Annotated in this window: 11 protein-coding genes and 1 pseudogene; 5 read left to right on the top strand and 7 right to left on the bottom strand. The window is 56.9% G+C overall.

Annotated features, from left to right (window positions below; all coding sequences use genetic code 11):
• Positions 1 to 142: 142 nt before the first annotated feature.
• From AC1DVF_RS13275 to AC1DVF_RS13265, 3 genes and pseudogenes are all read right to left on the bottom strand, one after another.
• Positions 143 to 1012 (bottom strand): serine protease family protein, encoded by an 870-nt coding sequence (locus AC1DVF_RS13275; RefSeq protein WP_477782573.1) that lies wholly within the window; start codon positions 1010 to 1012, stop codon positions 143 to 145.
• A gap of 291 nt (positions 1013 to 1303) precedes the next feature.
• On the bottom strand, positions 1304 to 1672 hold the full coding sequence (locus AC1DVF_RS13270) for a hypothetical protein (protein ID WP_477782572.1): 369 nt from the start codon (positions 1670 to 1672) through the stop codon (positions 1304 to 1306).
• Positions 1673 to 1834: 162 nt separating this feature from the next.
• Positions 1835 to 2455, bottom strand: a pseudogene (locus AC1DVF_RS13265) (tyrosine-type recombinase/integrase).
• 486 nt (positions 2456 to 2941) lie between these two features.
• On the opposite strand from AC1DVF_RS13265, the gene AC1DVF_RS13260 reads away from it, so the two are divergent.
• Positions 2942 to 4375: an SEFIR domain-containing protein gene (locus tag AC1DVF_RS13260; RefSeq protein WP_477782571.1), complete on the top strand. Its 1434-nt coding sequence runs from the start codon at positions 2942 to 2944 to the stop codon at positions 4373 to 4375.
• Between the two features lie 124 nt (positions 4376 to 4499).
• Here the strand turns inward: AC1DVF_RS13260 and AC1DVF_RS13255 are convergent, their stop codons facing one another.
• On the bottom strand, positions 4500 to 6359 hold the full coding sequence (locus tag AC1DVF_RS13255) for an ABC transporter ATP-binding protein (protein ID WP_116255724.1): 1860 nt from the start codon (positions 6357 to 6359) through the stop codon (positions 4500 to 4502).
• Between the two features lie 235 nt (positions 6360 to 6594).
• Between AC1DVF_RS13255 and AC1DVF_RS13250 the strand changes: the two genes are divergently transcribed.
• Positions 6595 to 6789, top strand: coding sequence for a hypothetical protein (locus AC1DVF_RS13250; RefSeq protein WP_093433302.1), 195 nt, complete (start codon positions 6595 to 6597; stop codon positions 6787 to 6789).
• Between the two features lie 39 nt (positions 6790 to 6828).
• The gene (locus tag AC1DVF_RS13245) at positions 6829 to 7137 is read left to right on the top strand and encodes a hypothetical protein (RefSeq protein ID WP_477782570.1); all 309 of its coding nucleotides are present in this window, start codon (positions 6829 to 6831) and stop codon (positions 7135 to 7137) included.
• Here AC1DVF_RS13245 and AC1DVF_RS13240 read toward each other — a convergent pair.
• The gene (locus tag AC1DVF_RS13240) at positions 7109 to 8107 is read right to left on the bottom strand and encodes an alpha/beta hydrolase (protein ID WP_477782569.1); all 999 of its coding nucleotides are present in this window, start codon (positions 8105 to 8107) and stop codon (positions 7109 to 7111) included. The genes AC1DVF_RS13245 and AC1DVF_RS13240 overlap by 29 nt on opposite strands.
• Positions 8107 to 8547 carry a tryptophan-rich sensory protein TspO gene (gene tspO / locus AC1DVF_RS13235; protein ID WP_007916213.1) on the bottom strand — a complete coding sequence of 147 codons (441 nt, stop codon included), beginning with the start codon at positions 8545 to 8547 and terminating at the stop codon, positions 8107 to 8109. Before tspO ends, AC1DVF_RS13240 begins: the two co-directional genes overlap by 1 nt.
• A gap of 142 nt (positions 8548 to 8689) precedes the next feature.
• Between tspO and AC1DVF_RS13230 the strand changes: the two genes are divergently transcribed.
• Entirely contained in the window at positions 8690 to 8956 is a 267-nt protein-coding gene (locus tag AC1DVF_RS13230) for a hypothetical protein (RefSeq protein ID WP_477782568.1), read from the top strand.
• A gap of 63 nt (positions 8957 to 9019) precedes the next feature.
• Here AC1DVF_RS13230 and AC1DVF_RS13225 read toward each other — a convergent pair whose 3' ends face one another.
• On the bottom strand, positions 9020 to 10603 hold the full coding sequence (locus AC1DVF_RS13225; RefSeq protein WP_477782567.1) for an EAL domain-containing protein: 1584 nt from the start codon (positions 10601 to 10603) through the stop codon (positions 9020 to 9022).
• 425 nt (positions 10604 to 11028) lie between these two features.
• Between AC1DVF_RS13225 and AC1DVF_RS13220 the strand changes: the two genes are divergently transcribed.
• Positions 11029 to 12948: a tyrosine-protein phosphatase gene (locus AC1DVF_RS13220; RefSeq protein WP_477782566.1), complete on the top strand. Its 1920-nt coding sequence runs from the start codon at positions 11029 to 11031 to the stop codon at positions 12946 to 12948.
• The last annotated feature ends 98 nt before the right edge of the window (positions 12949 to 13046 follow it).

Below are 13046 nucleotides of genomic sequence, written 5' to 3'. Positions count from 1 at the left end.
AGATAGTTTGTTTTTTAAAATCTAAATAATCTGGCTTTCCGACTCCAGTCGTCGGAACCTCCTGCAGGCGACCAAACGGCCATCCGGATGAGCAATAATGACGATTAATCTCAGTAATGTTAGCGGGCAACTGCCATGTAACTCACTTGCTGGCGACACTAGTTCTTTTTTTCATATCGGCAGCAGCTGCGGATAGAATTTCTTGAATTGCACTCACGTGCCAGACCCGCCCTAAGTCGGACTCCGAATTTACTCTCCCAGAATAAATACCAAGAAATTCCCATGTTTTAATATTGTTCATGACGGTATGAATTTTTCCATCCTGTATTTTTCGATAGCCTTGAGGTCTGTAGGCTATTACGGGAGAGCCCGATTGTCCCTGGCGGGAACGGCAATCAATTAGAAACACAGGGTTGTCATTGGTGACAAGGCTGAGTTCCTGTGCTAGAAAACCCGTTGCCCAAATTGGAAACTTCCCGACAGAGGAAAGTCCAAAAGGGAAGCCTATCACACTGACTGGTTCAGCGGGGCTAATAACCATACCAACCCTATCCAAATTGAGTTTCAAAAAATATGGATATTTAGCTATATCATCCCCCCACTTGATATTTAGCGCTACCACATCGACGGCGGGGCCGAGACGGGGATGCTCGATCCAGTAAGGCGTTCCATCTGGTCTGTATAGGGGGAGTGTAAGAGGTAGCCAATCTCCTATTATGGTCGAATTTTTATGAAAATAAATTACCATATTGTCTGGTACCGCTGCATATTTACTTAAGCAAGCGCCGGTATCCTGATTTCGCCCAGTTACGTTGTGTCTATTTGTAATAAGTGCACAATGAGATTCTTTGTCGTCAGAAGCAAGAATTGCTGTCCCGCTACTTAGCAACGTTTCTCCAAAGCGCATTTCGATATAAAGAGACTTTGCGGTAGGAACTTCTATTTCAAATGTTTGGTTCTTGTTCGACTCCGCTTGGGAGTCAGTAGTTGGAGTTACGCTATTGATATCCATGAGACTCCTAGACTCTTCACTCGCAGGTAGGAGCATAGCTACCTCAGTGATTTCGTCCATAGACACTGCACTGCCGAGGCGATTGATCGAACGAAATGTATGTCGGAGCTCAGTATTTGATTTCTCGCCGAACAAAATTCCTGGCGCGAAATCAATGTCGGAGTCGCCGAAAACACCCTTATCGCGGTTTGGAGGGAGCCTCCTTGATAGGATTCGTACTGCCTCTAAATTTTTCCATACTACGTTTATCAATCGTCCGCTTTTGGCCGATTGAAGCCTTTCAGAAGCGTCCTAAAGTTGATCTGTCTCAAGCGCCAGTACCCAGCGGTTGAACGGCGCTGAGCCCGCCAAACCCAGCACGTCAAAGAACACCCATTTCCGAGTCTTTACCGAAAAAGACTGAACGGCTTGTCCGGGGGTAACCCTCTGTGCATTGCTGGTCGATATGACCTCACCAGACGCGCTTCCAATGTAAGGAGAGTTTCTGGGGTCAAGCATACCGACTTGCAACGTCCCGCAAGCGTCCGGAAGGTTCAAAGATAATGTTTCACCCGTTTCCAGGCGGCCCACGAACGTTCCATCAAACAAAATTGCCAGCGGGATAGCCTGGCCATAGGCGCTGTCAAACATTCCTTTCTTGCGCTGAATGGTGATGTCCATGTGCTGTCCTTAAGGTGCTCACTACACAGAGTGTAGTCGCACGCTTACGACGCACTGCGAGCGCGCGCACCGAGGTCTGAAGCGCCCTAATTTGGCAGGCAGGTGGAATGACCGCTTCTGGCCGGTAAGCGACGGTCAGGGCTAGACCGCCGCTGCGCATATTCACACCTCGGTCTGTTCCGCCATCTCCAGGGCGTCGTCAACTTCAATTCCCAGATATCGAACGGTGCTCTCCAGCTTCGTATGGCCAAGCAGCAGTTGAAACGCTCGCAGATTCTTCGTCCTGCGATAGATCAGCGATGCCTACGTACGCCTCATTGTGTGAGTGCCATACATGGCTGGATCAAGTCCAACGGCTTCCACCCAGCCTTTGACGATACGTGCGTATTGACGTGTTGATAGATGGTCTGAGGTACGCAGCTGGCTCGGAAAAAGGCAGTCCTCGCTCCGGAGTTGAGCCTGGTGTATCCAAGCCGCGATAGCAAACCGCGTTTTTTCCGTGATCTCGAACTGCACTGGCCTCAGCGTTTTCTGCTGCATCACCATGGCACGTGGCGATACGTGCTCGCCATGGGCGACGTCGCGCACACGAAGCCTGATTAAGTCGCAGGCCCGAAGCTTGCTGTCGATGGCCAGATCGAAGAGCGCAAGATCACGGGTTCGTTCTGCAATTTGAAGCCTTACCCGGATGGCCCAGATATCTCTCAGTCTGAGTGGAGCTTTCTGCCCGACCAGCTTTCCTTTGTTCCAAGGCTGGCGGCTGCAGGTAGCGAAGATGTTCATGACTAGTCCTCCACGTGTCGAAGGACAAGGATGGCTGACCAGAGGAAGGGTCGCTAACCGGCCAGAAGCGGTCGCTCAATCTCGAGTTGCTAGCCGTCCATAGAGAACTTTCGCAGGGGGCGGCTATTATCTGAACCTATCCCTTAAACTTCCCCAGCTTTGTCCTAAAGATTATTCCGTAATTTCTCAGTGAACAGCAGACAGGGTTTGTCTGACATGCTGCCACCCCGTGACGACCTGATTGGTCACACGCAGCATTGACGATTCAAAGCGCTGCGGTAGTCGTTGGGCCTTGTGGAAAATATCCGGCGGCCTCGGGGCTGGTCGTCGATATCTACTCTCTCGGTACCCTTTTCTGAAGAGCAATTGGAGGGGTGTAAAAAAATAACGTGTATTCTCTACCAATCCGTAGTGGCTATCTGATAATTTCGGGAGACTGGTATAACGTACAGCCAGAAAACCCACCGCTACAAGAAGGATTAATTCATGAGTGACGCGCAATCACCGAAGCTATTCATCTCATATAGTTGGTCTACACCGGATCATGAAGTGTGGGTGATGGCATTAGCTACTGAACTCAGGGAGTCTGGCGTTGATGTGATACTCGATAAATGGGACCTTAAAGACGGGCACGATTCGATCCAATTTATGGAATCAATGGTGACTGATGAGACTGTCACAAAAGTTATTATGGTTTCGGATAAAATGTACGCTCAGAAAGCCGATGGACGTGCAGGAGGGGTGGGCACAGAGACTCAGATCATATCAGCAAAAGTGTATGAGACGGCGAAGCAAGATAAGTTTGTAGCCGTGATTGCTGAAAAAGAGGACGGTAAAGCTTGTTTGCCAACGTTCTATGGAAAGCGTAAATATATAGACCTAAGCGAAGCTGAAGACTACGCAAAAAACTTTGAAATGCTGCTTAGATGGATCTTTGATAAACCGCTACATGTCAAACCAGAAATCGGCGCGCTTCCAGCGTTTTTGTCAGAGTCAACCGCTATCAACTTGGGAGCGAGTGCCGCTTATCGGCGAGCATTGGACGCGGTAAAGCAAGGCAAGCCGTTTGCAGCCGGCGCTGTTGACGAATACTTTCGCGCGGTCTCGGAAGGATTTGAAAAGATTAGGATTCAGAAAGAAAACGAAAAAGAGTTCGATGACCAGCTTGTTGAAAACATTGAAGCCTTCATTCCTTATCGTAATGAAATAGTTTCCTTGATTGTTGCGATTGCACAATACAATGCGCTGCCAAATATGGATCAAAAAATTCATCGATTCTTGGAGTCATTGTTGCCGTATGTTGATAGACCTGCACATATCACCCAGTACAGAGAAGGTGACTTCGATAATTTTAAATTTTTAATTAATGAAATATTTTTATATGTCGTTGCAGTTTTCTTGAAGTACGAAAGATTTGATTCGATACAAATGTTGCTGTCTACGCCTTACTATATTCATGAAAGAAGTAGGAGTGGGCAAACAGGGGCGTTTGGATATCAGGCGTTTTACGAGTACGTCCGGACGCTCGATTATCGTAGCCAACGTTTAAGTCTCGGCCGACTATCACTGGCAGCAGACCTGCTGAAGGACCGTTCACAGTCATCGGGCCTGGACTTCAATCAGCTTATGCAGGCTGACCTGGTGCTTTTCTTGAGGGGGACTCAAGATGGTGAGCGTTGGTTCCCTAATACACTGTTGTATGCAAGCAGGTCGTATGGTCCTTTCGAAATATTCGCACGATCGATGTCGCAGAAATATTTTGATTCTGTCAAAACCCTAATAGGAGTTGCGGATAAGCGAGAGCTTGGTGCGCTGCTGCTTAATTTCAAGGGCCCGCAGTCTCAACTGCCTCGCTGGCAGTTTGATACGTTTAATCCTGAGGTACTGGTGGGCTACGATATGCTCGGCACTCGTCCCTAGATATCGCTTGTCGGGGAGCTGCAGCACGCCAATGAGTGTGTAGACACTCAAATGGGAATGAGCGTCCGCTTTTGGCCGATAGCAGTCACCCACAAGCGACTGCTCCCCACTCAGCCCCACACCCTCAAGCCTGATCCATCGCCGTCGCCACGCCCTGATCCTCACCCAGAAACCCGCCACTCTGATGCTGCCAGAGCCGCGCATAAATACCGTTTCTGCTCAGCAACTCAGTGTGCGTCCCTTGCTCGATAATCCGCCCCTCATCCATGACAATCAGTCGATCCATCGCGGCAATCGTCGACAGCCGATGCGCAATGGCGATGACGGTCTTACCCTGCATCATTTCATCGAGGCTTTCCTGGATGGCGACTTCGACTTCCGAGTCCAGCGCGCTGGTGGCTTCGTCGAGCAGCAGGATCGGCGCGTTCTTCAGCATCACTCGGGCGATGGCGATGCGTTGGCGCTGGCCGCCGGAGAGTTTGATGCCGCGCTCACCGACCAGAGTGTCGTAGCCGCTGTGGCCTTGCTTGTCGCTCAGTTGGCTGATGAAGCCGTCGGCCTGCGCATTGGCGGCGGCGCGGCGGATATCTTCGTCGGTGGCGTCCGGGCGGCCGTAGGCGATGTTGTCGCGAATCGAGCGGTGCAGCAGCGACGTGTCTTGGGTGACCATGCCGATGGCGCTGCGCAGACTGTCTTGCGTCACGTGCGCGATGTTCTGGCCGTCGATGCGGATCTCACCGCTGTCGACATCATAGAAGCGCAGCAGCAGATTGATCAGCGTCGATTTGCCCGCACCGGAGCGGCCGACCAGGCCGATTTTCTCGCCAGCGCGGATGCTCAGGCTCAGGTTGTCGAGGACCTGACGTTCGCCGTTGTAGTTGAAATTCACCTTGTCGAACGTCACCGCGCCGCCCGCCGGCACCAGCACGCCGGCGTTTGGCGCGTCCTGCACTTTAGGGCCACGGGTGAGGGTGGCCATACCGTCCTGCACGGTGCCGATGTTTTCGAACAGCGACGTCATCTGCCACATGATCCAGTGCGACATGCCGTTGATGCGCAGCGCCATGGCGGTGATCGCCGCCACTGCACCGGTCCCGACCTGGCCCAGATGCCACAGCCACAGGGCATAGCCGCCGGCACCGATAATCAGCCCGACCACCAGCGCCTGATTGACGATCTCGAACTGGCTGACCAGACGCATCTGGCGGAACCCGGTGAGTTTGAAATCCTCCATCGCCGCACGGGCGAAGTGCGCTTCACGCTTGGAGTGCGAGAACAGTTTTACCGTGGTGATGTTGGTGTAGGCGTCGGCAATGCGCCCGGTCATCGACGATCGCGCATCAGCCTGCTCCTGACCGACCTGGCCCAGACGCGGCACAAAGTACACCATGGCCAACCCGAACAACGCGACCCAGATAATGAATGGCAGCATCAGTTTCAGGGCAAAGCCGCCGGCCAGGGCGATGATCGCAATGAAGTAAACGCCAATGCCCGGTGCGATTTCGATGAGGGTGAACAACACTTCACGCACGGCCAGTGCGGTCTGCATGACCTTGGTCGTGACCCGCCCGGAGAACTCATCCGAAAAGAACGAAAGGCTTTGCCGCAGCATCAGCCGATGGAAGTCCCAGCGCAGCCGCAACGGCAGATTGATCGCCAGGATCTGGTGCTGAACCATGGTGCGCAGCGCCACCAGCCCGATGCTGATAAACAGCACAATACCGATGCCCCACAGCACGCGACTTTCCTGCGCGTTGACTCCACCGCCGGCCTGCCACGTCGAGAGCAGATCGACGACCTGGCCGAGAAAAGAAAACAGCCAGGCTTCGTAGATCGACACGCCGGCACTGAGCAGCGCCAGCGCGAGGATATAACCGCGTGCACCGCGCGTGCAGGCCCACAGGAACCGCATCAGGCCGACGGGCGGAGGCGGTGCTTCGTCGGGAGGAAATGGGTCGAGCCGTTGTTCAAACACGCGCAGCATTGTGGTCTCCGAAATCATCAGGGTCAGGGGATTCTGCCATTGAATGGCGGACTTGAGGGTTTGCATGTCACCGACTTGTCCCCACCCAGTGTTATCGCCCCGGGACACTGCGGCGGAGACCCCCACGGATTCCGGGGGCATGCCGATCAGCTAAGCTGTCTGCTCAGACGACTTGAGCAGCGCGCGATGCAGCGAACAAATCCGGTTTCATGTTGGGAGTCGATGGACAAAGGAAATGTTTAATTTCTTTTTGACGTTTTTGTTCGTGTTGATCCCCACGGCGTCGTTGTCACTCGACAGTTACCTGCGTTACCGAGTCGCCAGAAACAAACCGGTGAGCAATGTCTGGAAGGGCTGTAATCATTTGCTTTCCATTCTGCTGCTCATGCAGTTGCTTGGCTTGGCGCTGTACTTCTTCTACATCGCCTGAGCACGGTGATTGTCGTCCTTCCAGGGAGAGGAACCGTACGTGATCCCGAATTATCGAATTCGCTTCTACTCGCTCATCGGCGCGCTGTTATGTCTGCTCGGGGCGTGGGCCAGTGCTGATGCGATACACAGCGCCGCGACCCTTTGGCAGTTCGACGTCACCACGGGGCGAGGCGTTTCCAAAGTCCGAGAGCACTTGGTCTTCGATCAACAGCCATGGCGCTTCGTTTTTTATCTGCTGATGACCATTGCCGTTTTTATTGCCTCGACGGGTGCTGGGCTGTGGTTGTGCTGGGGTGTTTTGTGCGGGCGGCGGGCGTTCAAGCGTTGGAGTGGGAAGTTTCGTTAGGTACCGCAACGGCCTCGATGCGTGCCGAAATCCATTGCCGACTGTACGCCAGCACACCCTCGGCGATGGCCGTGGGAAAGTGGATAAAACCGTGGGGCGAGGAGGGCAGCAGGTACATCTCGACCGGCGCCGATTGCGCCCAGCGCCTGGCGATGTCGAGGGTGTCGTCGCGCAGTGGATCGAGTTCGCCGGCAAACAGCAGCGCCGGTGGGAAACCGGCGAAGTCGCCGTACAGCGGTGACAACGGTGGCTGGCGGCGCTGCTCGTCAGTCATCTCAGGCGTCAGCAAGCGTAACGCCTCGACCATGCCGGGGCCGTCCAGCACCAGCGTGTCGGCGGGCGCGCTGCGCACACTTGGCGTGCCGGTCAGGTCGTAGACGCCGTAGTACAGCAATGCGCCGCAGATTCTTTGCAGCAGATCGGGCCATTGTTTCAGCGCCAACAGGGTCGCCGCCGCCAGATGGCCGCCCGCCGATTCACCGATCACCACGACGGGCAGGCCGGCAAACTCCTCCTCGTGGAATAACCAGCGAGTGGCGTTGAGGCAATCTTCCAGCAGTCCTTCGATGGGCGTGGACACGGCCAGTCGATAATCCACCGAGACCACGGTCACCTGGCAGCTGTCGACGATGGCCGCGTTGAAGTTGTCGTCCATTTGCGCGTTGCCGATCACCCAGCCGCCACCGTGAAAATCCAGCACCACGCCTTTCGCCGGGCCCTTGGGGCGGATGATCCGCACGGGCACTTTATCGATCAGTCGGCGCTCAGCTGTCAGGCCAAATTTGCGCAACACGCCGGAGCCGCCGATCTGGCTGACGCGCAACAGCGCCTGAATCAAGCGTGGCGTCAGGCGGTTGCGGATCTTGAAACGCGGCAGCCAGGCGAGTTTACGGTTGAAGGCGCGCACCTGCGCCAACTCGCGCTCGCCCTGCGGCCATGGCGTTGCACTGCCCCGATTGGCACTGGGCATCAGCGGTTCTTGATCAGGATGGAAAAATTCAACGCCGCGGCAACGCACAGCCACGCCAGATAAGGAAACAGGATCAAGCCAGTGATCAGGTCCAGTTGTATCGCCAGCACCACCATCGCCGCGACCACCAGCCACAACACGGTGAGAATCACCATCGCCGCCAGCACCTGATGCGCGCCGAAGAACACCGGCGTCCACAGCGTGTTCAGCGCAATCTGCGCCGCCCACAACGCCAGCACGGTCTGGCTGCCGGGGATCAGGCTCAAGCGGTAACCGGCCCAGGCCAGCAGCAGATAGATAATCGTCCAGGCCACCGGGAACGCCCAATTGGGCGGGGTGAAACCGGGTTTGTTCAGCCCTTCGTACCACGGCCCTGGTTTGAACATCACGCCGGTGGTTGCCGCCGCAGCGCAGGCCAGAAGAAAAATGAAAAAGGTCATCGCCAGTCCTTGGCTGAAATCAGCCGGTTGGGGGTTTAAGAAAGGGACGCCTCGGCAAGGAAAAAGTTTGCCATGAATTCCAGATTGGCCAGAGAGGCGATTCAATTTGAWCTAAAAACTGACCATCGCGTCAGGATAATCAGTGCCTTTTCCTACTGACGTGGATGACATCATGTACACCTATCACATCAAATATCTATTCAACGGCGAGCCTCGGACTTTTCTGCTTGAACTCAAGGAGCAGCAGTTGGCCGAGCATGAGGCTGCGATGCATCTGCTGGAACTGCATCTGGGCGATGCGGAAAACGGCTTGATCATGCCTACAGCGGATTCAACGCCCGAGCAGATTCTTGAACATGCCGAGCGAGTAGGAGTTACGGACATTGAGGTTGTCAGCCAGACCAACTGAAGCAGGCTGACGGCAAACCCATCGCGCCGCCGAAGATGGGTTTGCCCGCGTGTTTATGCGCGCTTAAACCGGCATCGCTGCTTCCTGCGCATCGTGCTCCACTTGCGCGCACTCTCGATAGAACCGTAAAAACTCCTCCGCCGGCATCGCCTTGGCAAAAAGCCAACCCTGCCCAAACTGCACACCCTGACGGCGCAAGTAGTCGCGCTGCGCTTCGGTCTCGATACCTTCAGCAACGATCTGCAAACGTAAACTCTTGGCCATTTCGATGATGTGGCCGGTCACGGTGCCGGTCGCGGCATCCTGATCGATATTGTCGACAAACGACTTGTCGATCTTCAGCACGTCCAGCGGCAGTTGCTGCAAATGCTGCAGGCTGGAAAACCCGGTGCCGAAATCATCGATAGCCGCCAGATAACCCAGCTCACGGGCGCGATTGACGGTGGCGCGGGCAGCATCAATCTCAACGAAGCCGCGCTCGGTGGCCTCCAGCCAGATCTGCTTTTGTTGCACGTCGGCGCGGCGTAACGCAGCGTCGAGTATCGGCAGAAAGCGGCCGCTGCTGACGTCCTTCGCCGCCAGGTTGATCGCCACGTGCAAGCTGCGCTCCTTGACCAGCAACGGGCCGAGGTCACGCATCACATTGTCGATGACCTGATCGGTGATCGGCAGAATCAAACCGCTGTGCTCGGCCAGCGGAATAAACGCATCGGGGCACACCCGCGAGCCATCCGGATGCTGCCAGCGCACCAGTGCCTCAGCGCCAACGCAGGCACCGTCGCTGAGGCGGATGATCGGTTGATAGTGAACAACGAACTCGCGATTGCGCACCGCCAGTTGCAGTTCCGCCAGCGGCGACAGACGTTGCCGGGTGCGGCGCACGATCAGCAACACCAGCACGCCGGCGAGCAAACCACCGATGGGCAACAGCAGTAACTCCCGGCGGATCAAGCCTTGCATCAGCTCATGGCGCGACAGCGCGGCGATGGCGACCCAGTCGCCGCTGTGCACGAGGGTGTAGAGATAGCCGTCGTCGAGCCCCGAGTGCGGACCGGAATGCACGCGAGCAAGAAAGTGTTCCGCGCCCGGGCGCGAGGCGCTGACCAGTTGCCCGGCAGCGGTGCCGACGGCCAGGTGCAGATCCTCATCGAGCGTTACATGCAGGAACTGCTGGGGATCGACCAGCACGTTGAACGCCGCATACTGCAGCGCCATCATCGGTTTCGCCGCAACGATGCGCGACTGCACGTCGAGTGAAACGCGCACGCCGTCCGATGTGGTGAAATCCTCGCGCCATGGCGTCGCGTGCTGCCCGACAGGTCCCCAGGAACCACAGGCGTAAATCTCTTCTTCGACGTAGCCGATCGACTTCACCGAGAGGGTGTTGATGGTCAGCAGACGCATCTCGTCGATGCTTTCCGGGGTGCACGGCGCTAGACGCGATCCAGCGATGGATTTCAGTGCACCGGCCGCTTCACTGAAAGTCCCGTGGGCGCGACTAGAGGCGACGGAAGCGAGGGTTTCCAGGCGTTGCTGCGCAGCCGCCAGATTCAACATCCAGGCGACGTAACCCATCAAAAGGAGCGGAAGCAAGACACACGGAAGGCCCAGGAGAATGCTCCCCCAGACAATGCGTTTTTTGTTCATTTAGCGCCACCTTGGCCACAAGGCCTGTGACGTGCGCACAGCACGGCTTTTTTGACCCACCGCTATCGCGAGCAGGCTCACTCCTACAAAATTTGTGTCAAATCCAGGATATCCAGCAATCCCGAACTCCTACTGTTTTTGTGTGAAAACCGAGATATCCAGCATCCCGAAGAACCCTGTGGGAGCGAGCTTGCTCGCGAAGGGGCCCTGTCAGCCAATATCACCTTAGCTGACCCTCCGCATTCGCGAGCAAGCTCGCTCCCACAGGGTCGCCGCTCAAACTCCACCATCCGACCCGATGGACAATTCACGCACCCCACGGCCCATTCGCGCAGGCATTTTCGCGCTACGCGAATTTGTCATATTTCGTGTCAGTTCAGTGCAGATAGTAGGCAGCCCAACGCTAACCGAAATGAGGCTGCACTGTGTTTCAACGTCTTCTGTGTTCGCTGTCCGTACTGAGCCTTTCCATCGCCGCCGCCCATGCTGCCGAGTCTGTGCCGCTCGACACGCCGCGCCTTCAGGGCATGGACAATTTCCGTGATGTCGCTGGCACCACCACCGCGTATTCCACCGCACACGATGGCACGATGCGCGCTGGCGTGTTCTACCGCGCCAACGCGGTAACTCCGACGGCCTCCGACCTGGCGATCCTCAACAGCCTCGGCATCAAAGCCGTCTACGACCTGCGTACCCCCAGCGAAATCGCCGCCACCCCCGACACCATGATCAGCGGCGCAACCTGGCAGAACATCGACATCATCGGCAGCACCACCTCCGGCTCGAACATTACTAACATCTCCTTCAAAAGCGCCGCCGACGCCATCGCCATGATGGAGCAGACCAACCGCGCTTTCGTCAGTGACGCCGGCATGCGCGGCCAGTTCGGCAAGCTGTTCAATGAACTCGCCAGCGTCGATGCCGCGCAACTGTTCCACTGCACCGCCGGCAAGGATCGCACCGGCTGGACCGCCGCTGTGTTGCAGAGCATTGCCGGCGTCGACAACGCGACCATCATGGCCAATTACCTCGCCACCAACGACTACACCGCCGCCCGCGTCGCCGCCACGCTCAAAGCGCTGCCGCCGAGCATGGCCGCCATTTACGAGCCGCTGCTCGGCGTGCAGGCCAGCTACCTGCAGGCCGGCCTCGACGAAGTCACCGCGCAATACGGCAGCATGGACAACTACCTCAAACAAGGCCTCGGCCTGTCGCAGGAAACCATCTATGTGCTGCGCGGCAAACTGGTCGAATACAACAGCCTGCCGGGTCAGGCCGGGCTGATCGGCAACGCCGCCGCTGGCGCCGAACTGCTCAGGCAATTGCAGAACACCAACCTGTCCGGCACCTACAGCGCCTACAACTACTACCTGCAATCCGCCATCGACGCCGGCACCCTTGGCGGTGTCGAATCGCAGGTCGGCGGCCAGGTGCACGCCGATGCCGCCAGCTACCTGCTGCGGCAAAACGCGATGATCGAACAAGCCGCCGCGCCATTCGCCAGCGGCACTGACCTCAAGGTCGGCCAATATCGCCTCTGGACCACCGCGCTCGCCGGCTACCTCGGCACCGACGGCTCGGCCCACGCCGAAAGCAGCAACGAACACAGCCAAGGCCTGATGGTCGGCATCACCCAGCGCTTCAGCGAACAGCTCAGCGCACGTGGCGGCTTTGGCTACAGCAAAGGCACGGTTGGCGGCGCGGGTGGCGAAGCCGACACCGACTTCACCTTCCTCAACATCGGCGCCCGCTACGGCTTCACCAGCCTCGAACAAGGCCTGTTCCTCGACGCCAACGCCAGCGCCGGCTACATCGACTACGACAGCAAACGCGACCTCGGCGGCGGCCTCGGCACCGCGAAAGGCAACAGCCACGGCAACCTCACTGGCGCCACCGTCGCCCTCGGCTACCGCGCCCCGGTCAACGGCATGATCTTCGAGCCAAGTCTGGGCTTCCGAGTCAGCCACCTCGATCTCAACGGCTTCAAAGAGAAGGGCAGCGAACTGTCCCTCGACGTCGACGACAACAGCGCCACCCGCCGCAGCGCCGTCGCCAACCTCAACGTAGGTTTCGCCCCGGTGACGATGGGCGCATGGCAACTGGTGCCGGGCGTACAAGTGGGTTACGAACGCACACTGGGCGACAACCAGGTCGACAGCCAAAGCCACCTGCTGGGCCTCGACATCGAACAACGCGCGGCTTTTGATAATCGCGATCAGCTCAGCGGCGGCGTCAACCTCATGGCCAGCCTCGGCGCCCTCAGCCTGGGCGCAGAAGTTGGCGCCAACGACGGCGGTGATAGCCACGGCTTCAACGGCGGCCTCAAAGCCAGCTACGCCTTCTAAAACAAAACGGCGTCAAGGATGACTCCACTCCAACTACCCCCCCCAAAAACCAATGTGGGAGCGAGCCTGCTCGCGAAAGCGCCAGATCAGCCAACACC

The organism is Pseudomonas sp. P4_D7 (assembly GCF_056401755.1).
This window is presented reverse-complemented; position numbering and strand designations above follow the sequence as displayed.

What these genes read in the sequence shown, in the direction of transcription:
- AC1DVF_RS13275 (WP_477782573.1), bottom strand. Translation starts at nt 1,012, where the DNA reads ATGGATATCAATAGCGTAACTCCAACTACTGACTCCCAAGCGGAGTCG.
- AC1DVF_RS13270 (WP_477782572.1), bottom strand. Translation starts at nt 1,672, where the DNA reads ATGGACATCACCATTCAGCGCAAGAAAGGAATGTTTGACAGCGCCTAT.
- AC1DVF_RS13260 (WP_477782571.1), top strand. Translation starts at nt 2,942, where the DNA reads ATGAGTGACGCGCAATCACCGAAGCTATTCATCTCATATAGTTGGTCT.
- AC1DVF_RS13255 (WP_116255724.1), bottom strand. Translation starts at nt 6,359, where the DNA reads ATGCTGCGCGTGTTTGAACAACGGCTCGACCCATTTCCTCCCGACGAA.
- AC1DVF_RS13250 (WP_093433302.1), top strand. Translation starts at nt 6,595, where the DNA reads ATGTTTAATTTCTTTTTGACGTTTTTGTTCGTGTTGATCCCCACGGCG.
- AC1DVF_RS13240 (WP_477782569.1), bottom strand. Translation starts at nt 8,107, where the DNA reads ATGCCCAGTGCCAATCGGGGCAGTGCAACGCCATGGCCGCAGGGCGAG.
- tspO (WP_007916213.1), bottom strand. Translation starts at nt 8,547, where the DNA reads ATGACCTTTTTCATTTTTCTTCTGGCCTGCGCTGCGGCGGCAACCACC.
- AC1DVF_RS13225 (WP_477782567.1), bottom strand. Translation starts at nt 10,603, where the DNA reads ATGAACAAAAAACGCATTGTCTGGGGGAGCATTCTCCTGGGCCTTCCG.